Origin of the sequence: Escherichia sp. TC-EC600-tetX4 (assembly GCF_019356055.1) — a bacterium.
Classification (GTDB): domain Bacteria; phylum Pseudomonadota; class Gammaproteobacteria; order Enterobacterales; family Enterobacteriaceae.
The window spans coordinates 950,186-970,721 of the sequence record NZ_CP079924.1 but is presented as its reverse complement, the minus strand read 5'-3'; the positions used below and the strand labels follow the sequence as shown (position 1 = coordinate 970,721).

General features: G+C 50.3%; 16 protein-coding genes. 7 read left to right on the top strand and 9 right to left on the bottom strand.

Translation table 11 applies throughout. The features are described 5' to 3' along the window. Positions 1-10 precede the first annotated feature (10 nt). Positions 11-2,767, top strand: a complete 2,757-nt coding sequence (gene barA / locus KXD89_RS04645; RefSeq protein ID WP_000186450.1) for a two-component sensor histidine kinase BarA — start codon at positions 11-13, stop codon at positions 2,765-2,767. 231 nt (positions 2,768-2,998) lie between these two features. Here barA and gudD read toward each other — a convergent pair whose 3' ends face one another. The 7 genes from gudD to syd form a co-directional block, all read right to left on the bottom strand. Beyond that, on the bottom strand, positions 2,999-4,339 hold the full coding sequence (gudD, locus tag KXD89_RS04640) for a glucarate dehydratase (RefSeq protein ID WP_000098255.1): 1,341 nt from the start codon (positions 4,337-4,339) through the stop codon (positions 2,999-3,001). Between the two features lie 20 nt (positions 4,340-4,359). Further along, positions 4,360-5,700 (bottom strand): enolase C-terminal domain-like protein, encoded by a 1,341-nt coding sequence (locus KXD89_RS04635; RefSeq protein WP_000235391.1) that lies wholly within the window; start codon positions 5,698-5,700, stop codon positions 4,360-4,362. 1 nt (position 5,701) lies between these two features. After that, complete coding sequence (gene gudP / locus KXD89_RS04630) at positions 5,702-7,054, bottom strand: galactarate/glucarate/glycerate transporter GudP (protein WP_000097072.1); 1,353 nt, start codon at positions 7,052-7,054, stop codon at positions 5,702-5,704. A 434-nt stretch (positions 7,055-7,488) separates the two neighbouring features. Next, positions 7,489-7,938, bottom strand: a complete 450-nt coding sequence (locus KXD89_RS04625; protein WP_000807753.1) for a flavodoxin — start codon at positions 7,936-7,938, stop codon at positions 7,489-7,491. 17 nt (positions 7,939-7,955) lie between these two features. Further along, the gene (truC, locus tag KXD89_RS04620; protein ID WP_000890001.1) at positions 7,956-8,738 is read right to left on the bottom strand and encodes a tRNA pseudouridine(65) synthase TruC; all 783 of its coding nucleotides are present in this window, start codon (positions 8,736-8,738) and stop codon (positions 7,956-7,958) included. Then, positions 8,738-9,067, bottom strand: coding sequence for a YqcC family protein (locus KXD89_RS04615; protein ID WP_000206990.1), 330 nt, complete (start codon positions 9,065-9,067; stop codon positions 8,738-8,740). Before KXD89_RS04615 ends, truC begins: the two co-directional genes overlap by 1 nt. Positions 9,068-9,688: 621 nt before the next feature. Then, on the bottom strand, positions 9,689-10,234 hold the full coding sequence (syd, locus tag KXD89_RS04610; protein WP_000342431.1) for a SecY-interacting protein: 546 nt from the start codon (positions 10,232-10,234) through the stop codon (positions 9,689-9,691). Positions 10,235-10,301: 67 nt separating this feature from the next. Between syd and queF the strand changes: the two genes are divergently transcribed. The 5 genes from queF to xni all read left to right on the top strand — a co-directional run bounded on the left by queF (position 10,302) and on the right by xni (position 16,764). Then, positions 10,302-11,150, top strand: coding sequence for an NADPH-dependent 7-cyano-7-deazaguanine reductase QueF (queF, locus tag KXD89_RS04605; protein ID WP_000100421.1), 849 nt, complete (start codon positions 10,302-10,304; stop codon positions 11,148-11,150). Between the two features lie 111 nt (positions 11,151-11,261). Continuing rightward, on the top strand, positions 11,262-12,626 hold the full coding sequence (gene ppnN, locus KXD89_RS04600; protein ID WP_000627995.1) for a nucleotide 5'-monophosphate nucleosidase PpnN: 1,365 nt from the start codon (positions 11,262-11,264) through the stop codon (positions 12,624-12,626). 556 nt (positions 12,627-13,182) lie between these two features. Continuing rightward, on the top strand, positions 13,183-14,472 hold the full coding sequence (gene sdaC / locus KXD89_RS04595; protein WP_000450476.1) for an HAAAP family serine/threonine permease SdaC: 1,290 nt from the start codon (positions 13,183-13,185) through the stop codon (positions 14,470-14,472). Positions 14,473-14,529: 57 nt separating this feature from the next. Then, entirely contained in the window at positions 14,530-15,897 is a 1,368-nt protein-coding gene (gene sdaB, locus KXD89_RS04590; RefSeq protein ID WP_000626422.1) for an L-serine ammonia-lyase II, read from the top strand. A gap of 111 nt (positions 15,898-16,008) precedes the next feature. After that, positions 16,009-16,764, top strand: coding sequence for a flap endonuclease Xni (gene xni, locus KXD89_RS04585; RefSeq protein ID WP_000268232.1), 756 nt, complete (start codon positions 16,009-16,011; stop codon positions 16,762-16,764). A 54-nt stretch (positions 16,765-16,818) separates the two neighbouring features. Here the strand turns inward: xni and fucO are convergent, their stop codons facing one another. Beyond that, positions 16,819-17,967 (bottom strand): lactaldehyde reductase, encoded by a 1,149-nt coding sequence (fucO, locus tag KXD89_RS04580; protein WP_000013588.1) that lies wholly within the window; start codon positions 17,965-17,967, stop codon positions 16,819-16,821. Positions 17,968-17,994: 27 nt separating this feature from the next. Further along, entirely contained in the window at positions 17,995-18,642 is a 648-nt protein-coding gene (gene fucA, locus KXD89_RS04575; protein ID WP_000440781.1) for an L-fuculose-phosphate aldolase, read from the bottom strand. A gap of 546 nt (positions 18,643-19,188) precedes the next feature. Between fucA and fucP the strand changes: the two genes are divergently transcribed. Continuing rightward, entirely contained in the window at positions 19,189-20,505 is a 1,317-nt protein-coding gene (fucP, locus tag KXD89_RS04570) for an L-fucose:H+ symporter permease (protein WP_000528603.1), read from the top strand. Positions 20,506-20,536 lie beyond the last annotated feature (31 nt).

Sequence of the window (20,536 nt, the reverse complement as noted above, 5' to 3'; positions counted from 1 at the left end):
ACGGAACTCCATGACCAACTACAGCCTGCGCGCACGCATGATGATTCTGATCCTGGCACCGACCGTCCTTATTGGTTTATTGCTGAGTATCTTTTTCGTCGTGCATCGCTATAACGACTTGCAGCGTCAACTGGAAGATGCCGGTGCCAGCATTATTGAGCCGCTTGCAGTTTCTACTGAATATGGCATGAGCCTGCAAAATCGCGAATCTATCGGTCAGTTAATAAGCGTACTGCATCGTCGCCATTCCGATATTGTTCGCGCGATTTCGGTTTATGATGAAAATAACCGACTCTTTGTCACCTCCAATTTTCATCTTGATCCCTCATCAATGCAGCTCGGCAGCAACGTGCCGTTTCCTCGCCAGCTCACTGTCACTCGTGACGGCGATATTATGATCCTCCGCACGCCGATTATTTCTGAGAGTTACTCCCCCGACGAATCGCCCAGTAGCGATGCCAAAAATAGTCAAAATATGTTGGGATATATTGCGCTGGAGCTGGATCTTAAATCGGTTCGCTTGCAGCAATATAAAGAGATCTTTATTTCCAGCGTGATGATGCTGTTTTGTATCGGTATTGCGCTTATTTTTGGCTGGCGCTTAATGCGCGATGTAACCGGTCCGATTCGCAACATGGTGAATACCGTCGACCGCATCCGTCGCGGGCAACTCGACAGCCGGGTGGAAGGATTTATGCTCGGCGAGCTGGATATGCTGAAAAACGGTATCAACTCGATGGCAATGTCGCTGGCTGCTTATCACGAAGAGATGCAGCACAATATCGACCAGGCGACGTCCGATCTGCGTGAAACGCTGGAGCAGATGGAAATTCAGAACGTTGAGTTAGATCTGGCGAAAAAGCGCGCCCAGGAAGCGGCGCGTATTAAATCCGAGTTTCTGGCAAATATGTCACACGAGCTGCGTACACCACTGAATGGTGTTATTGGCTTTACCCGCCTGACGCTGAAAACAGAATTAACACCAACGCAGCGCGATCACCTGAATACGATTGAACGTTCGGCAAATAATTTGCTGGCAATTATTAATGATGTTCTCGACTTCTCGAAACTGGAAGCAGGTAAGCTGATTCTGGAAAGTATTCCATTCCCACTACGCAGCACGCTGGATGAAGTCGTTACTCTGCTGGCACATTCTTCTCACGATAAAGGGTTAGAACTGACGCTCAATATTAAAAGCGACGTGCCTGATAACGTGATCGGCGACCCGCTGCGATTACAGCAAATCATCACTAACCTGGTGGGGAATGCAATTAAATTCACCGAGAATGGCAACATTGATATTCTGGTAGAAAAACGTGCGCTGAGTAATACCAAAGTGCAGATTGAAGTGCAGATTCGGGATACCGGCATTGGTATTCCTGAACGCGATCAATCGCGCTTATTCCAGGCCTTCCGACAGGCTGATGCCAGTATTTCCCGCCGTCATGGTGGCACCGGGCTGGGGCTGGTGATTACACAAAAACTGGTTAATGAAATGGGCGGCGATATTTCGTTCCATAGCCAGCCGAATCGCGGTTCAACTTTCTGGTTCCACATTAATCTCGATCTGAACCCGAACATTATTATCGAAGGGCCATCCACCCAGTGCCTCGCAGGTAAGCGCCTGGCCTATGTCGAACCAAACTCCGCAGCAGCGCAATGCACGCTGGATATTTTAAGTGAAACGCCGCTGGAAGTGGTTTATAGCCCAACGTTCTCCGCGCTGCCTCCCGCGCATTACGACATGATGTTGTTAGGCATCGCGGTGACCTTCCGCGAGCCGCTAACAATGCAACATGAGCGATTAGCGAAAGCGGTATCGATGACCGATTTCCTGATGCTGGCACTTCCTTGCCATGCACAAGTCAATGCTGAAAAACTCAAGCAAGATGGTATCGGCGCGTGTCTGCTGAAACCATTAACACCTACACGCCTGTTGCCTGCCCTGACGGAATTTTGTCATCACAAACAAAACACGCTTTTGCCTGTAACCGATGAAAGTAAGCTGGCAATGACAGTCATGGCGGTTGATGACAACCCCGCTAACCTGAAACTTATCGGCGCATTGCTGGAAGATATGGTGCAACATGTGGAACTTTGCGATAGCGGGCATCAGGCGGTTGAACGGGCGAAACAGATGCCGTTCGATTTGATCTTAATGGATATTCAAATGCCGGACATGGATGGCATTCGGGCCTGCGAACTCATCCACCAACTCCCGCATCAGCAACAAACGCCGGTTATCGCGGTAACGGCGCATGCAATGGCCGGGCAAAAAGAGAAGCTGCTTGGCGCAGGGATGAGCGATTATCTGGCGAAACCGATTGAAGAAGAGCGATTGCATAATTTGTTGTTGCGCTACAAGCCTGGCAGCGGTATTTCCTCTCGCGTCGTGACGCCCGAAGTCAACGAAATTGTGGTGAACCCGAATGCGACCCTCGACTGGCAACTGGCACTACGCCAGGCAGCAGGAAAAACCGATTTAGCGCGCGATATGCTGCAAATGTTACTCGATTTCCTGCCTGAAGTTCGCAACAAAGTTGAGGAACAGCTGGTTGGAGAAAACCCGGAAGGCCTGGTTGATTTGATTCATAAACTGCATGGCAGTTGCGGCTATAGCGGTGTGCCACGTATGAAGAATCTCTGCCAACTGATCGAACAACAGCTACGTAGCGGTACTAAAGAAGAAGATTTGGAACCGGAGCTGCTGGAACTGTTGGACGAGATGGATAATGTCGCGCGCGAAGCCAGCAAAATTCTCGGGTAATGGATGTCTTGTCGAGTAGCAATCGGCTTTTTATGACGCTGGTTTCAGATTGGTGACAAAGTGCCTGTGTTTATGCCGGATGCGGCGTTAACGCCTTATCCGGCCTACAAAACCAATTAAATTCAATGAATTAAAAAATGATGTAGACCTGATACATAGCACAACAGGCTATTTTGCGTTTAGCATCAGTCTCAAACCGGCTCCAGATAGAGCCGGTTTTGGTTTTCTGTCTTAACGCACCATGCACGGGCGCTTGTTATCGAACGTCCAGCCAGGAATCAGATACTGCATTCCCATCGCATCGTCACGCGCGCCAAGCCCGTGTTTCTGATACAGCTCATGGGCTTTCATCACTTGATCCATATCGATTTCTACACCCAGCCCCGGTTTTTCTGGCACCTGTACCAGCCCGCCTTTGATCTCAAACGGTTCTTTGGTCAGGCGCTGATTGCCTTCCTGCCAAATCCAGTGCGTATCAATAGCAGTAATTTTACCCGGTGCAGCGGCGGCAACATGGGTAAACATCGCCAGGGAAATATCGAAGTGGTTGTTAGAGTGTGAACCCCAGGTCAGGCCAAATTCATGGCACATTTGCGCCACACGTACCGAACCTTGCATTGTCCAGAAATGCGGATCCGCCAGCGGGATATCAACGGATTGCAGGGAGAGCGTATGGCCCATTTGCCGCCAGTCGGTGGCGATCATATTGGTTGCAGTCGGTAGACCTGTCGCGCGACGGAACTCTGCCATCACTTCACGCCCGGAGAAACCTTGCTCCGCACCACACGGATCTTCTGCATAAGCCAGCGAACCTTTCAGGTATTTACCGATTTTAATCGCTTCGTTCAGCGACCAGGCACCGTTAGGATCGAGCGTAATACGCGCCTGCGGGAAGCGTTGCGCCAGTGCCACAATAGACTCGGCCTCTTCTTCCCCGGCCAGTACACCGCCCTTCAGTTTGAAATCGTTGAAGCCATATTTTTCATATGCCGCTTCCGCCAGGCGCACCACCGCATCCGGCGTCATCGCTTCTTCATGACGCAGGCGATACCAGTCGCATGAGTCATCCGGCTGGCTTTGATACGGCAGCGGCGTGGCTTTGCGATTACCGACGAAGAACAGATAACCGAGCATTTCGACTTCGCTACGCTGTTGACCATCGCCCAGCAGCGATGCCACGTTTACCCCCAGATGCTGCCCCAGCAGATCCAGCATTGCCGCTTCTATCCCGGTAACTACATGAATAGTGGTACGTAGGTCAAATGTCTGCAAACCGCGCCCACCAGCATCACGATCGGCAAAAGTATTACGCACCAGCGTCAGAACGTTTTTGTATTCACCCAGCGTTTTACCTACCACCAGCGGAATCGCATCTTCCAGCGTTTTACGGATTTTCTCGCCGCCGGGAATTTCCCCTACGCCAGTGTGACCAGAATTATCTTTGATAATCACAATATTACGCGTAAAGAACGGTGCGTGTGCACCACTCAGATTCATCAGCATACTGTCATGACCCGCCACCGGGATAACCTGCATTTCAGTAACAACAGGCGTCGTAAATTGAGAACTCATATTTATGTCCTTTTTCAGAATCAATGACGGCCGAAAACGGGACGTTTACGGTCAAAGGTCCAGCCGGGGATCAGGTACTGCATCGGACCTGCGTCGTTACGCGCACCGCCAGGCAGACGTTTATAGGCCTCATGTGCCTTTTGTACCTGTTCCCAGTCCAGTTCCACGCCCAGACCGGGCGCATCAGGAACGGCAATTTTTCCGTTTTTAATCTCCAGCGGATTTTGGGTCAGGCGACAATCGCCCTCCTGCCAAATCCAGTGGGTATCGATAGCGGTAGGATTACCCGGTGCCGCCGCGCCCACATGGGTAAACATCGCCAGAGAGATATCGAAATGGTTATTAGAATGGCAGCCCCAGGTCAGCCCCCAGTCGTCGCAAAGCTGCGCCACACGGACTGCACCGGAAAGCGTCCAGAAGTGCGGATCGGCAAGTGGAATATCTACCGCATTGAGCATCACCGCATGACCCATTTCGCGCCAGTTGGTGGCGATCATGTTAGTCGCGACGGGCAAGCCGGTCGCCCGTCGAAATTCCGCCATCACTTCACGTCCGGAGAAGCCCTGTTCTGCGCCGCATGGATCTTCGGCATAGGTAAGAACATCATTCAGCCCTTTGCATAAAGAAATGGCTTCATCAAGCAGCCATGCACCGTTGGGATCAACGGTAATCCGCGCATCCGGGAAGCGTTTCTTCAATGCACGAACAGTGTCGATTTCTTGCTCGCCAGGTAACACGCCGCCCTTAAGTTTGAAATCTTTAAAGCCGTAGCGATCCTGTGAGGCTTCCGCCAGACGCACAACGGCTTCGCTGTTCATTGCTTTCTGATGCCGCAACTGATACCACTCATGGTTGCCCGGCGTATTTTCCACATAAGGAAGATCGGTTTTGGTCCGATCACCGATATAAAACAGATAACCGAGGACGGTAATAGCCTCGCGTTGCTTGCCTGGCCCTAACAGTTCGCAGACCGGAACATTCAGCGCCTTACCTAGCAGGTCAAGCAAAGCGGCTTCCAGCGCCGCCACGGCGTTAACGCGTAATTCAAAGGTCCAGGCACCTTTACCGAAGGTATCAAAATCGGCGGCCTGATTACCTTTATGCACCTGCTGGACCACTTTATTCAGTCGCGCAACTTCCTGGCCCAGAACCATCGGAATAGCATCGACAAGCGTCTGATAAATCACATCTCCGCCCGGCGCTTCACCAATGCCGGTATGCCCGGCGTTATCGGTGAGTACCACAATATTGCGGGTGAAATATGCGTTATGTGCCCCACCAATATTAAGCAACATGCTGTCATGCCCGGCCACCGGAATGACTTTCATATCAGTAATAACAGGACTGGATTGTGTCGCCATCTTATTGCCCCGCAACAGGTTTCAACTCGATACGCTTGATATCGCCCACCAGCACCAGGTAGCTCAGTACCGCGATTAAGGCATGAACACCAACATAAATCAGCGCCCCATTAAACGAGCCAGTCGTGCCAACGATATAACCAATTGCGATTGGCGTGACGATGCCAGAAATGTTACCGAACATGTTGAACAGGCCACCGGAAAGACCGCTGATCTCTTTTGGCGCGGTATCTGCCATTACTGCCCAACCCAGCGCCCCGATGCCCTTACCGAAGAAGGCCAGCGCCATAAAGCCGATGATCATCCACTCAACGTTGACGTAGTTGCAGAACACCATCACCATCGACAGCAACATGCCCATTACGATCGGTGTTTTACGCGCAATGTTCAGCGATCCCGTGCGGCGCATCAGCCAGTCGGAAATAATCCCACCCAGCACACCGCCGATAAAACCGCAAACCGCCGGAACGGAAGCCACAAAGCCCGCTTTCAGAATCGACATCCCGCGTGCCTGCACCAGATAAACCGGGAACCAGGTAATAAAGAAGTAAGTCAGGGCGTTGATACAGTACTGACCGATATAAACGCCGATCATCATCCGTGACCCTAGCAGCTGTTTGATCTGCCCCCACTTCACGCTGAACGGCACTTTAACTTTGGTGTTTTGCTGATCCATATTGATCAGCGCACCACCCGCGGCGATGTACTCCAGCTCTTTCTTATTTACCCCCGGATGTTGATTTGGCTCGTGGATGACTTTCAACCAGATAAAGCTGATGACAATCCCCAGACCGCCCATAAAGAAGAAGACGTGTGACCAGCCCACTTCATGCGTCAGCCAGCCCATAATCGGCGCGAAGATCACCGTTGCGAAGTATTGAGCGGAGTTAAAAATCGACACCGCCGTTCCCCTTTCCTGCGCCGGAAACCAGGCCGCAACAATGCGACTGTTGCCGGGGAAAGATGGCGCTTCAGCAAGCCCGACCAGGAAGCGCAGCGTAAACAGGGCAACGATAATGCCGAATCCACTAAAGATATCGACGAAGCCTTGCAGCAAGGTAAACATCGACCAGATAAAGATCGACCAGAAGTAGACGCGTTTTGAACCAAAACGGTCCAGCAACCAGCCACCAGGGATCTGCCCGATAACATAAGCCCATGAGAAAGCAGAGAACACATAGCCCATTCCCACGGGATCAAGGCCGATATCTTTGGCCATTTCCGAACCGGCGATAGAGAGCGTAGCGCGGTCGCCGTAGTTGAAGGATGTGACGATAAACAACATCACCACTATCCAGTAACGAGCATTTGTGCGTTTTTCCACACTGCTCGCAGCCTGACTTAAAGAACTCATTGTTGCACTCCTGAAAATTCGCGTTAGCCACGCTCACTCTGGACTGCGACATCGCCAGGAAATCAGAGGTGACGTAGGGTGTTTTTTGCCGTTTTTATAGGTCGTTCGCCGAATACGGCGCGTGTTTATATCTGGCAATAGCAGTATAAAAAGCGCGCCATAGCGGCTCACCGTGCAACAACACAACATTAATGCGTTCAATGAGGCCCGATTTTGGCATTAGCCCTGGACGGTGGAATCCACTTCACGGAAATGAAAACAAGAACAAGAAAGGAAGGGTTAAAACGAAGAAATAAAGAAGAGTATGAAATGGATCGCTTGACTCCAGGCAAACGCCAGTAAAAATCCGCGCTATGAAGCAGTTTTTACTGGCATTTGCCTGAAAAGATTCGATTCAGCACCGCTAAAACGACATTTACCGCTCGCTGAACATATCAGGACAACAGCGTGCCCCACTGTTCGACCCACGGATTTGATTCCGTTTCCGGTTCCGGGTTCTCACTGGCGTCAATCAACAGCATTTCGCCAACCCGCTGAGCGCTCTGTTCCTGCAACAAGGCATCGAACTGTTTGCCGCCATTGCAGAAATTCACATAACTACTGTCGCCGAGCGCAATCACGCCATAACGCAGATTCGGCTGGAAGCCCAGACTATCTTTGATTCCCTGAAAGAGTGGCACAATGCTATCAGGAAGGTCGCCCTGCCCGGTCGTGGACGTAACCACCAGAACATACTTATCCTGATAGGGCAGCCAGTCGCTTAATTCAGGATCTTCAAATACCGTTGCTTTGTGGCCCTGCGCGGTCAGAATCGCTTCCGCTTCTTCGGCCACTAACAGTGAATTCCCGTACATGGTGCCGACAAAAATACCAATTTCCGCCATACCGTTTTCTCCCTGGATTAGGAACTTATCTCTCCATCCTGACCCGATGGCGCACTGAACTCAACCCTTTCATTTTCAGGAAGCAGACCGCGCCAGCCAAATTGTGATAACGCCTGCATCCAGGTGTCGTCCAGGCCCGCGTGAATAGTCAGCGGCTCGCCAGTAAAAGGATGCGTCAATGACAACTGACTGGCATGTAGCATTAACCGCTGGAGGCCAAAATGCTCAGCACCGCTGCGATTCTGGCGTAAATCGCCATGTTTGCTATCGCCAATAATCGGATGACGCAAATGGGCAAGATGTCGGCGAAGCTGATGTTTGCGTCCGGTTTTCGGCTCCAGTTCCACCAGGCCGTAGCGCGTGGTCGGGTAACGTCCGGTCGCTACCGGCATTTCTACGGTCGCCAGACCGCGATAATGCGTCACTGCTGGCTGCGGGCCTTTATCTTCGCGGGCAAATTTATCAGCGATTTTGTCCAGTTCTTCCACCAGTGGATAATCCAGCACCGCTTCTTCCATCAACCAGCCGCGCACAATCGCATGGTAACGTTTCTGGATTTGGTGCTGTTCAAACTGTTGTGCCAGCAGCCGTCCGGCCTCGCTGGATAATCCCATCAACAACACACCAGAAGTGGGTCGGTCCAGACGATGAGCAGTAAAAACATGCTGGCCTATCTGGTCACGCACGGTTTGCATGACCACTACTTTCTCGTCGCGATCCAGCCAGCTGCGGTGAACCAGCCAGCCGGAGGGTTTATTTACCGCAACCAGCCATTCATCCTGATAGAGTATTTCCAGCATTAGCTCGCATCATCCGCAAAAAGAGCATCCAGTTTTTCCAGCTCAGCCAGAATAAGCGCGCGTTGCGGATGGTCCGTCGCCAGCGCCATTTCATAATAGGGTGCAACGGCAAAAGCGCCCGGTAACGGCTGTTTGTTATCTAACAAATCGTGCATTCGCGGGATCAGCACCCACTGCAACCACTCCAGTGGTTCCATGGTGTCCATAAAGAACGGTTGGGTACTATTAAATTGATGCGGCTGGGGTTCATCGTTTCGCCAGTGCTGATGTTCACGCAGTAACGCTTCAAGCGCCTGCAACTGGAGACGAACGCGGTCATGAGTGGTCATAAAGCAACCTCAATAAGAAAAACTGCCGCGAAGGATAGCAGGAATAAAAAAAGGGAGCACTGTATTCACAGCGCTCCCGGTTCGTTTCGCAGCATTCCAGCTACTTTTGTTGCTCCCTGCTCATCCTTGACAACTTTTCCTCTGGCCTTGCGGCCAATCGTTCATCCTGAACTATTGCTTCCTGCTCACACCACCCCGATGTGATACTTCATCCTGAAGTGTCCCTGGCCTTCCTGACCCACCGAATCATCCTGACCGGTTCTCATTCTCCATCCTGGAGGTGTCCTTTAACGCGTCCTGCGTCATCCTCTTCGCTTCATCCAGAAGCCTTTCCCTGAAACACCATCCTGGTGTGTCCTGCAGAAGTGTCATCATCCTGATGTTCACTTCGTTGTCTGACTCCCTGTCGACGAAGATAGAATCGTCTTTTTCGCGAAGTCTTACAAGGCGCTTACAGACAATGCCTTAAGGAAAATTTCATATGAAAGTTAAGAATTAACAATCAACATTTTGATTTTAAATGAAAATAACGATTCTTATCTTTTTAAGTATTCGCTTATTTCCTGGCGATCTCCTACAGAGTCTGTAAGAGATCTCTCACAACCAGATGGGGTATTTGGATTACAGAAGAGGCTTAAGTTGATTAAGGAATTCCGCAAGATTTGAGGCTAAATGCGTCCGTTTACGTGTTCCCAGCGTCTCTTTGCACACTTCACCGGAGAGATTACACACCGAGATGACCTCTAACTCTTCTTCCAGCGTCGCGATAAATAGTGTGGGCGGCAGTTTTAGCCTTTTCTGAGTCACCAGATGACCAATCAGATTTTCCTGCACCCGACGGAAGTCGTCTTCACTCCAGGTTTGCAGCAATGTCAGTTTGATATCGCCAAACTGCGCGTGCATATCCCCGGCAAACTGAGTCGTATAAAAGGTATGAATTGTGGGTTGTATCACAATATCAAAAGCGCGTTCAACCGCGTTTACATTTTGTTCCCCGGTAAACGGCTGGGGTTGCCAGTATACGGCATCTTCGGTAGTTGAAATAATGCACGGTGAAGGAACACCGTACAGTTCCTCACTTAACGGCCAGCTTTTATGCTCTTCATGCCACGCATCGCAGTAGCGTGCAGTAAAATCTTTCAGGGCTTGTGCGGTCAAATCGTCCACTAATTTCTCTCTTCACTTAAACCAGATACACTTGTCGTTTAGTTTATCTGGTTTATGACGGTGAAACATGTCTTCTTATGCAAACCATCAGGCACTTGCGGGCCTGACTCTTGGAAAATCAACCGATTACCGGGATACCTATGACGCCAGCCTACTGCAAGGCGTTCCACGCAGCCTGAATCGCGACCCGCTGGGTCTGAAAGCGGATAACCTGCCTTTTCACGGTACGGATATCTGGACGCTGTATGAACTTTCCTGGCTGAATGCGAAAGGTTTGCCGCAGGTCGCTGTCGGTCATGTTGAACTTGATTACACCAGCGTAAATCTGATTGAGTCGAAGAGTTTTAAGCTCTATCTCAACAGTTTTAACCAGACGCGTTTTAATAACTGGGATGAGGTGCGCCAGACGCTGGAGCGCGACTTAAGCACTTGCGCTCAGGGTAAGATTAGCGTGGCGTTATATCGTCTTGATGAACTGGAAGGCCAGCCGATAGGTCATTTTAATGGCACTTGCATTGATGACCAGGATATCACTATCGATAACTATGAATTCACTACTGACTATCTGGAGAATGCCACCTGTGGTGAAAAAGTAGTGGAAGAGACGCTTGTCAGCCACCTGCTGAAATCAAACTGCCTGATCACCCATCAACCAGATTGGGGTTCGCTCCAAATTCAGTATCGTGGACGCCAAATTGACAGAGAAAAACTGCTGCGTTACCTGGTCTCATTCCGTCATCACAACGAGTTCCACGAACAGTGCGTGGAACGCATCTTTAATGACCTGTTACGCTTCTGCCAGCCAGAAAAATTGAGCGTTTACGCACGTTATACCCGTCGTGGCGGTCTGGACATTAACCCGTGGCGCAGTAATAGCGATTTTGTCCCATCGACCACAAGACTGGTTCGGCAATAAATTTTTTCTCAATTTTGCGTGCTGGATTCACGCAGAAGGTTGTGAAAGGTCATCAGGCAGGGCTATTGTAATCAAAGGGAATGACGATATTCGTCCCATAAGGAGTTTTTCTTGATTACACATATTAGCCCGCTTGGCTCCATGGATATGTTGTCGCAGCTGGAAGTGGATATGCTTAAACGCACCGCCAGCAGCGACCTCTATCAACTGTTTCGCAACTGTTCACTTGCCGTACTGAACTCCGGTAGTTTGACCGATAACAGCAAAGAATTGCTGTCTCGTTTTGAAAATTTCGATATTAACGTCTTGCGCCGTGAACGCGGCGTAAAGCTGGAACTGATTAATCCCCCGGAAGAGGCTTTTGTCGATGGGCGAATTATTCGCGCTTTGCAGGCCAACTTGTTCGCGGTCCTGCGTGACATTCTCTTCGTTTACGGGCAAATCCATAACACCGTTCGTTTTCCCAACCTGAATCTCGACAACTCCGTCCACATCACTAACCTGGTCTTTTCCATCTTGCGTAACGCTCGCGCGCTGCATGTGGGTGAAGCGCCAAATATGGTGGTCTGCTGGGGAGGTCACTCAATTAACGAAAACGAGTATTTGTATGCCCGTCGCGTCGGAAACCAGCTGGGCCTGCGTGAGCTGAATATCTGCACCGGCTGTGGTCCGGGAGCGATGGAAGCGCCGATGAAAGGTGCTGCGGTCGGACACGCGCAGCAGCGTTACAAAGACAGTCGTTTTATTGGTATGACAGAGCCGTCGATTATCGCCGCTGAACCGCCTAACCCGCTGGTCAACGAATTGATCATCATGCCAGATATCGAAAAACGTCTGGAAGCGTTTGTCCGTATCGCTCACGGTATCATTATCTTCCCTGGCGGTGTGGGTACGGCAGAAGAGTTGCTCTATTTGCTGGGAATTTTAATGAACCCGGCCAACAAAGATCAGGTTTTACCATTGATCCTCACCGGCCCGAAAGAGAGCGCCGACTACTTCCGCGTACTGGACGAGTTTGTCGTGCATACGCTGGGTGAAAACGCGCGCCGCCATTACCGCATCATCATTGATGACGCCGCTGAAGTCGCTCGTCAGATGAAAAAATCGATGCCGCTGGTGAAAGAAAATCGCCGTGATACAGGCGATGCCTACAGCTTTAACTGGTCAATGCGCATTGCGCCAGATTTGCAAATGCCGTTTGAGCCGTCTCACGAGAATATGGCTAATCTGAAGCTTTACCCGGATCAACCTGTTGAAGTGCTGGCTGCCGACCTGCGCCGTGCGTTCTCCGGTATTGTGGCGGGTAACGTAAAAGAAGTCGGTATTCGCGCCATTGAAGAGTTTGGTCCTTACAAAATCAACGGCGATAAAGAGATTATGCGTCGTATGGACGACCTGCTACAGGGTTTTGTTGCCCAGCATCGTATGAAGTTGCCAGGCTCAGCCTACATCCCTTGCTACGAAATCTGCACGTAATCTCCGCTCCCCCGGTGACGTTTGTTGCCGGGTTTTCTCGTTTTTGGTCACTTACTCATCAACTCATTTCATTTGTTATATGAATGTTTCTTACCACCCTCACGCGACAAATATCATCACAGTTAATATGTCATACAATTTATGTTGCAACGCAAACGTTTCCCTATTTTCATAAACCGTATTTTATCGCTATGAAAAAGAAATTATCGCCATGATTAACTAAAAGTATTGATTTTTTCAGTTCAACCTACATATATTGCGCGCCCCGGAAGAAGTCAGATGTCGTTTAATGGGCAAATATTGCCCTTAAATTCTCTTTTACTTTTGATTTACAGAGTAAAGCGTTGGGATAATCTATCTTCCAAGTAGATTATTGTATTTGAGATCAAGATCACTGATAGATACATAACTTGTGTGTATCTTTCCGCCCTCAAATTATTACGGCGGTAAATGATTAAGCCATCGCCGATAGACAGATTTCATTTTTACGGTCAGGCACCTTCCCGGGCTGAACTGGCTAAAAGCTGAATTATTTGCATTCCTCCAGGAGAAATAGATGGAAACGACTCAAACCAGCACGATTGCGTCGAAAGACTCTCGTAGTGCCTGGCGCAAGACAGACACCATGTGGATGCTGGGCCTTTACGGCACGGCAATCGGCGCGGGCGTGCTGTTCCTGCCAATCAACGCCGGTGTTGGCGGTATGATCCCGCTGATCATCATGGCTATCCTTGCGTTCCCGATGACGTTTTTTGCTCACCGCGGCCTGACTCGCTTCGTACTGTCTGGTAAAAACCCGGGCGAAGACATCACCGAGGTTGTAGAAGAACACTTTGGTATTGGCGCAGGTAAACTGATTACCCTGCTCTACTTCTTCGCTATCTACCCGATCCTGCTGGTTTATAGCGTGGCAATCACCAATACCGTTGAAAGCTTCATGTCTCACCAGCTGGGTATGACGCCACCGCCGCGTGCGATTCTGTCGCTGATCCTGATCGTGGGTATGATGACCATCGTTCGCTTCGGTGAGCAGATGATCGTTAAAGCGATGAGTATTCTGGTATTCCCGTTTGTTGGCGTACTGATGCTGCTGGCTCTGTACCTGATCCCGCAGTGGAACGGCGCTGCACTGGAAACGCTGTCTCTGGACACTGCATCTGCAACCGGAAACGGTCTGTGGATGACCCTGTGGCTGGCAATTCCGGTAATGGTGTTCTCGTTCAACCACTCTCCGATCATCTCTTCTTTCGCCGTTGCGAAGCGTGAAGAGTACGGCGATATGGCAGAACAGAAATGCTCGAAGATCCTGGCATTCGCACACATCATGATGGTGCTGACCGTAATGTTCTTCGTCTTCAGCTGTGTACTGAGCCTGACTCCGGCAGACCTGGCTGCGGCTAAAGAGCAGAACATCTCGATTCTGTCTTACCTGGCTAACCACTTTAACGCACCGGTTATCGCGTGGATGGCTCCGATTATCGCGATTATCGCTATCACCAAATCCTTCCTCGGTCACTACCTGGGCGCACGTGAAGGCTTCAACGGTATGGTGATTAAATCTCTGCGTGGTAAAGGTAAGTCTATCGAAATCAACAAGCTGAACCGTATCACTGCGCTGTTCATGCTGGTAACGACCTGGATTGTTGCCACCCTGAACCCGAGCATCCTGGGTATGATTGAAACCCTGGGCGGTCCAATCATCGCGATGATCCTGTTCCTGATGCCGATGTACGCAATTCAGAAAGTACCGGCAATGCGTAAGTACAGCGGTCACATCAGCAACGTATTCGTTGTCGTGATGGGTCTGATTGCAATCTCCGCAATCTTCTACTCTCTGTTCAGCTAAGTCCTTTCGCGCCGCTTTCGGGCGGCGCTTCCTCCGTTTTAACGCGATGTATTTCCTATGATTAGCGTATTCGATATTTTCAAAATCGGCATTGGCCCTTCCAGTTCTCATACCGTTGGACCAATGAAAGCGGGTAAACAATTTACCGACGATCTGATTGCCCGTAACCTGCTTAAAGACGTGACCCGCGTGGTGGTTGACGTGTACGGCTCGCTCTCTCTGACCGGTAAAGGCCACCACACTGATATCGCCATTATTATGGGCCTGGCGGGTAACCTGCCGGATACCGTGGATATCGATTCCATCCCCAGTTTTATTCAGGATGTGAATACTCATGGTCGCCTGATGCTGGCAAACGGTCAGCATGAAGTGGAGTTCCCGGTTGATCAGTGCATGAACTTCCACGCCGACAACCTTTCTCTGCATGAAAACGGTATGCGCATTACCGCGCTGGCGGGCGATAAAGTCGTTTACAGCCAGACTTACTACTCTATTGGCGGTGGCTTTATCGTTGATGAAGAGCATTTTGGCCAGCAGGATAGCGCACCGGTTGAAGTTCCTTATCCGTACAGTTCAGCAGCCGATCTGCAAAAACATTGTCAGGAAACCGGGCTGTCACTCTCTGGCCTGATGATGAAAAACGAGCTGGCGCTGCACAGCAAAGAAGAGCTGGAACAGCACCTGGCGAACGTCTGGGAAGTCATGCGCGGCGGTATTGAGCGCGGTATTTCCACCGAAGGCGTGTTGCCTGGCAAACTGCGCGTTCCACGCCGTGCTGCGGCACTACGCCGGATGCTGGTCAGCCAGGATAAAACCACCACTGACCCGATGGCGGTTGTTGACTGGATCAACATGTTTGCACTGGCAGTGAACGAAGAGAACGCTGCTGGCGGTCGCGTGGTGACTGCGCCGACTAACGGTGCGTGCGGGATTATCCCGGCAGTTCTGGCGTACTACGACAAGTTTATCCGCGAAGTGAACGCTAACTCACTGGCTCGTTACCTGCTGGTAGCCAGCGCCATTGGTTCTCTTTATAAGATGAACGCGTCGATTTCTGGTGCTGAAGTGGGTTGCCAGGGTGAAGTTGGCGTGGCGTGCTCAATGGCGGCGGCTGGTCTGGCAGAACTATTAGGCGCAAGCCCGGCGCAGGTGTGCATCGCGGCGGAAATCGCCATGGAGCACAACCTCGGTCTGACGTGTGACCCGGTCGCCGGACAGGTACAGGTGCCATGCATCGAGCGTAACGCCATTGCGGCAGTAAAAGCGGTGAACGCCGCACGTATGGCGCTGCGCCGTACCAGCGAGCCGCGCGTCTGCCTCGATAAAGTTATCGAAACCATGTACGAAACAGGTAAAGATATGAACGCCAAGTACCGCGAAACCTCTCGCGGCGGCCTGGCAATGAAGATCGTTGCCTGCGATTAATCGCTCTCCAAAGGCCTCGTTTTGCGAGGCCTCTTCCCGATTTCTCATCCAGCCGTAGCCTGTTCCGGCATCGAATGTTACCCTTATCGCCTGATCTTTAAGGGGGTTATCGTGGCTGTTCATTTGCTTATTGTCGATGCACTGAATCTTATTCGTCGCATTCATGCCGTTCAGGGGTCGCCCTGTGTCGAAACCTGCCAGCATGCGCTCGATCAGCTCATTATGCACAGCCAGCCAACCCACGCGGTCGCCGTTTTTGATGATGAAAACCGCAGTAGCGGCTGGCGTCATCAGCGTTTACCAGATTACAAAGCGGGTCGACCGCCAATGCCGGAAGAGTTGCACGACGAGATGCCTGCATTACGCGCCGCCTTTGAGCAACGCGGCGTCCCGTGCTGGTCAACCAGCGGCAACGAAGCCGATGACTTAGCCGCCACGCTGGCGGTCAAAGTGACACAGGCCGGGCATCAGGCAACGATTGTTTCGACAGATAAAGGCTACTGTCAGTTACTTTCACCGACATTACGTATTCGTGATTACTTCCAGAAACGTTGGCTGGATGCGCCATTTATCGATAAAGAATTTGGCGTTCAACCGCAGCAGTTGCCCGATTACTGGGGACTTGCGGGGATCAGCAGTTCAAAGGTACCGGGTGTTGCGGGAATCGGACCAAAAAGCGCCACGCAGCTGCTGGTCGAGTTTCAGAGTCTGGAAGGGATATATGAGAATCTGGATGCGGTTGCCGAAAAGTGGCGCAAAAAATTAGAAACCCATAAAGAGATGGCGTTTCTGTGCCGCGATATTGCCCGCTTACAAACCGATTTGCATATCGACGGCAATTTACAGCAATTGCGGTTGGTACGGTAACGGCGAGCCGGATACGCCGCAAACGTCGTATCCGGCATTATCACATCAGCGCATTTACCAGGCGGTATGGTAAAGCTCTACAATATCCTCAAGCGTTGCTTCACGCGGGTTGCCACCGGTACAAACATCATCCAGTGCCGCCTGCGCCAGTGCCGGAATGTCTTCCTTGCGTACACCAACATCACGCAAATGTGGCGGAATACCGACATCACGGTTGAGAGCAAACACCGCTTCAACAGCGGCATTACGCGCCTCTTCCAGGCTCATACCTTCCACTTTCACGCCCATAACGCGCGCGATATCGCGGTACTTCTCACCGGTAAAGTCAGCGTTATAACGCATGACATGCGGTAACAGGATGGCGTTCGCAACACCGTGTGGAGTGTTATAAAACGCGCCCAGTGGATGCGCCATACCATGCACCAACCCTAACCCAACATTCGAGAAGCCCATACCCGCAACATACTGCCCGAGCGCCATTTCTTCTCCGGCATCCTTATCACCAGCAACCGATCCTCGCAGCGCCCCAGCAATGATTTCAATCGCTTTAATGTGCAGTGCATCGGTTAGCGCCCACGCGCCACGGGTAATATACCCCTCAATAGCATGAGTGAGCGCATCGACACCCGTCGCAGCTTTCAGCGCTGGAGGCATACCATCCATCATGTCAGCGTCAATAAACGCCACCTGCGGGATATCATGCGGATCAACGCAAACAAACTTGCGCCGTTTCTCTTCGTCAGTGATCACGTAGTTAATGGTCACTTCTGCCGCAGTACCTGCTGTGGTAGGAATTGCCAGAATCGGTACACTGGGTTTATTGGTCGGGGAAAGCCCTTCCAGGCTACGCACATCGGCAAACTCCGGGTTGTTGCTGATAATGCCAATCGCTTTACAAGTATCCTGTGGAGAACCACCACCAATAGCGATCAGGTAATCCGCGCCGCTATTCTGGAATACACCGAGCCCTTCTTTGACGACAGTAATTGTTGGGTTGGGCACTACGCCGTCGTAAATCGCCCATGCCAGCCCTGCAGCATCCATCTTATCGGTCACTTTCGCCACCACGCCGCATTGCACCAGCGTTTTATCGGTGACGATCAGCGCCTTCTGATAACCACGGCGTTTCACCTCATCGGTTAAAGCCCCAACAGCACCCCGACCAAACCATGCCGTTTCGTTCAGAATCATTCTGTTAGCCATCATCCTTCTCCTTGTTGCTTTACGAAATTACTCTTCAATTCGTAACCCATAGGTTTTGAATTTCTCCAGCACTACGGCAATCTCTTCATCGCTCAGCACTGGCACCGGGTCCGTAATCGCCAGGGTCGTCAGGTAAAGTTGCGCCAGCACTTCAACTTCATGCGCCAGCCATAACGCTTTTTCCAGATTCACCTCACAAGCGATAAGCCCATGATGTTGTAACAAAGTTGCCTTACGATTTTTGAGAGCCAGCGCAACATGTTCAGAAAGTTCGCGTGTTCCAAAGGTCGCATAAGGCGCGCAAGGAATAGAATTACCGCCAGCCGCCGCAATCATGTAGTGAATAGCGGGGATCGATCGGTTAAGAATGGAAACTGCCGTGCAATGAACGGCATGATTGTGAACAACCGCGTTGGCATCCGGTCTGCTTTGATAGGCTGCCATATGGAAACGCCATTCGCTTGAGGGGAGCTTTCCTTCCTCATGTTTACCGTTGCCATCAATAAAGACAATATGCGACTCCGTCAGTTTTTCATATGGAATGCCTGTAGGCGTAATCAGCATCCCATCCTGATAACGTACACTGACGTTCCCCGCTGTCCCCTGGTTCAGTCCCAGGCGGGTCATTTCCAGGCAAGTGTCAATAATCTGACGAGCAAGTTTATTTCGTTCCATTAGCTACCTCTCTCTGATTCAAAACAGGGCAATAATGTTGTTCCTTTCACACTATTGAATTAGCCGTTTAATTACCCACCATCTTCTTCCTGATTAACAAGAAAGAAATTCACAAGCTTATATTTTGTGACCTGGTTCAACTAATCACAGTAAATAACTGCAAGTTCTCTTTTTATAACCCCATTAAAAATGACCGCTCTTAAAAATATTTATCAAAACGGTCATTTTTCTATTCCTCCAAGCCCGGAATGACCGTTTTCGGCACAAACAATTAATACGGTCATCTGATTTGTGTTTTTTATGATTTATTTTCTGAAACGGGCATGAAATTTCGATTATTAAAGTGATGGTAGTCACATAAAGTCACCTTCTAGCTAATAAGTGTGACCGCCGTCATATTACAGAGCGTTTTTTATTTGAAAATGAATCCATGAGTTCATTTCAGACAGGCAAATATTCACTGATATGAAGCCCGAACTCGCTGGTTTTGCACTTTTGAAAACATAACCGATTACGTGCTTAAGCTTCTGAACCTAAGAGGATGCTATGGGAAACACATCAATACAAACGCAGAGTTACCGTGCGGTAGATAAAGATGCAGGGCAAAGCAGAAGTTACATTATTCCATTCGCGCTGCTGTGCTCACTGTTTTTTCTTTGGGCGGTAGCCAATAACCTTAACGACATTTTATTACCTCAATTCCAGCAGGCTTTTACGCTGACAAATTTCCAGGCTGGCCTGATCCAATCGGCCTTTTACTTTGGTTATTTCATTATCCCAATCCCTGCTGGGATATTGATGAAAAAACTCAGTTATAAAGCAGGGATTATTACCGGGTTATTTTTATATGCCTTGGGTGCTGCATTATTCTGGCCCGCCGCAGAAATAATGAACTACACCTTGTTTTTAGTTGGCCTATTTATTATTGCAGCCGGATTAGGTTGTCTGGAAACTGCCGCAAACCCTTTTGTTACGGTATTAGGGCCGGAAAGTAGTGGTCACTTCCGCTTAAATCTTGCGCAAACATTTAACTCGTTTGGCGCAATTATCGCGGTTGTCTTTGGGCAAAGTCTTATTTTGTCTAACGTGCCACATCAATCGCAAGACGTTCTCGATAAAATGTCTCCAGAGCAATTGAGTGCGTATAAACACAGCCTGGTATTATCGGTACAGACACCTTATATGATCATCGTGGCTATCGTGTTACTGGTCGCCCTGCTGATCATGCTGACGAAATTCCCGGCATTGCAGAGTGATAATCACAGTGACGCCAAACAAGGATCGTTCTCCGCATCGCTTTCTCGCCTGGCGCGTATTCGCCACTGGCGCTGGGCGGTATTAGCGCAATTCTGCTATGTCGGCGCACAAACGGCCTGCTGGAGCTATTTGATTCGCTACGCTGTAGAAGAAATTCCAGGTATGACTGCAGGCTTTGCCGCTAACTATTTAACCGGAACCATGGTGTGCTTCTTTATTGGTCGTTTCACCGGTACCTGGCTCATCAGTCGCTTCGCACCACACAAAGTCCTGGCCGCCTACGCATTAATCGCTATGGCACTGTGCCTGATCTCAGCCTTCGCTGGCGGTCATGTGGGCTTAATAGCCCTGACTTTATGCAGCGCCTTTATGTCGATTCAGTACCCAACAATCTTCTCGCTGGGCATTAAGAATCTCGGCCAGGACACCAAATATGGTTCGTCCTTCATCGTTATGACCATTATTGGCGGCGGTATTGTCACTCCGGTCATGGGTTTTGTCAGTGACGCGGCGGGCAACATCCCCACTGCTGAACTGATCCCCGCACTCTGCTTCGCGGTCATCTTTATCTTTGCCCGTTTCCGTTCTCAAACGGCAACTAACTGAACATATTTTCCGAATAAAGTGAGGAATCTGT

Excerpts from the sequence above, each read along its gene's own strand:
- fucP (WP_000528603.1), top strand. The coding sequence starts at position 19,189 with ATGGGAAACACATCAATACAAACGCAGAGTTACCGTGCGGTAGATAAA.
- gudP (WP_000097072.1), bottom strand. The coding sequence starts at position 7,054 with ATGAGTTCTTTAAGTCAGGCTGCGAGCAGTGTGGAAAAACGCACAAAT.
- truC (WP_000890001.1), bottom strand. The coding sequence starts at position 8,738 with ATGCTGGAAATACTCTATCAGGATGAATGGCTGGTTGCGGTAAATAAA.
- sdaC (WP_000450476.1), top strand. The coding sequence starts at position 13,183 with ATGGAAACGACTCAAACCAGCACGATTGCGTCGAAAGACTCTCGTAGT.
- KXD89_RS04615 (WP_000206990.1), bottom strand. The coding sequence starts at position 9,067 with ATGACCACTCATGACCGCGTTCGTCTCCAGTTGCAGGCGCTTGAAGCG.
- fucO (WP_000013588.1), bottom strand. The coding sequence starts at position 17,967 with ATGGCTAACAGAATGATTCTGAACGAAACGGCATGGTTTGGTCGGGGT.
- barA (WP_000186450.1), top strand. The coding sequence starts at position 11 with ATGACCAACTACAGCCTGCGCGCACGCATGATGATTCTGATCCTGGCA.
- sdaB (WP_000626422.1), top strand. The coding sequence starts at position 14,530 with ATGATTAGCGTATTCGATATTTTCAAAATCGGCATTGGCCCTTCCAGT.
- fucA (WP_000440781.1), bottom strand. The coding sequence starts at position 18,642 with ATGGAACGAAATAAACTTGCTCGTCAGATTATTGACACTTGCCTGGAA.
- KXD89_RS04625 (WP_000807753.1), bottom strand. The coding sequence starts at position 7,938 with ATGGCGGAAATTGGTATTTTTGTCGGCACCATGTACGGGAATTCACTG.
- queF (WP_000100421.1), top strand. The coding sequence starts at position 10,302 with ATGTCTTCTTATGCAAACCATCAGGCACTTGCGGGCCTGACTCTTGGA.
- gudD (WP_000098255.1), bottom strand. The coding sequence starts at position 4,339 with ATGAGTTCTCAATTTACGACGCCTGTTGTTACTGAAATGCAGGTTATC.
- KXD89_RS04635 (WP_000235391.1), bottom strand. The coding sequence starts at position 5,700 with ATGGCGACACAATCCAGTCCTGTTATTACTGATATGAAAGTCATTCCG.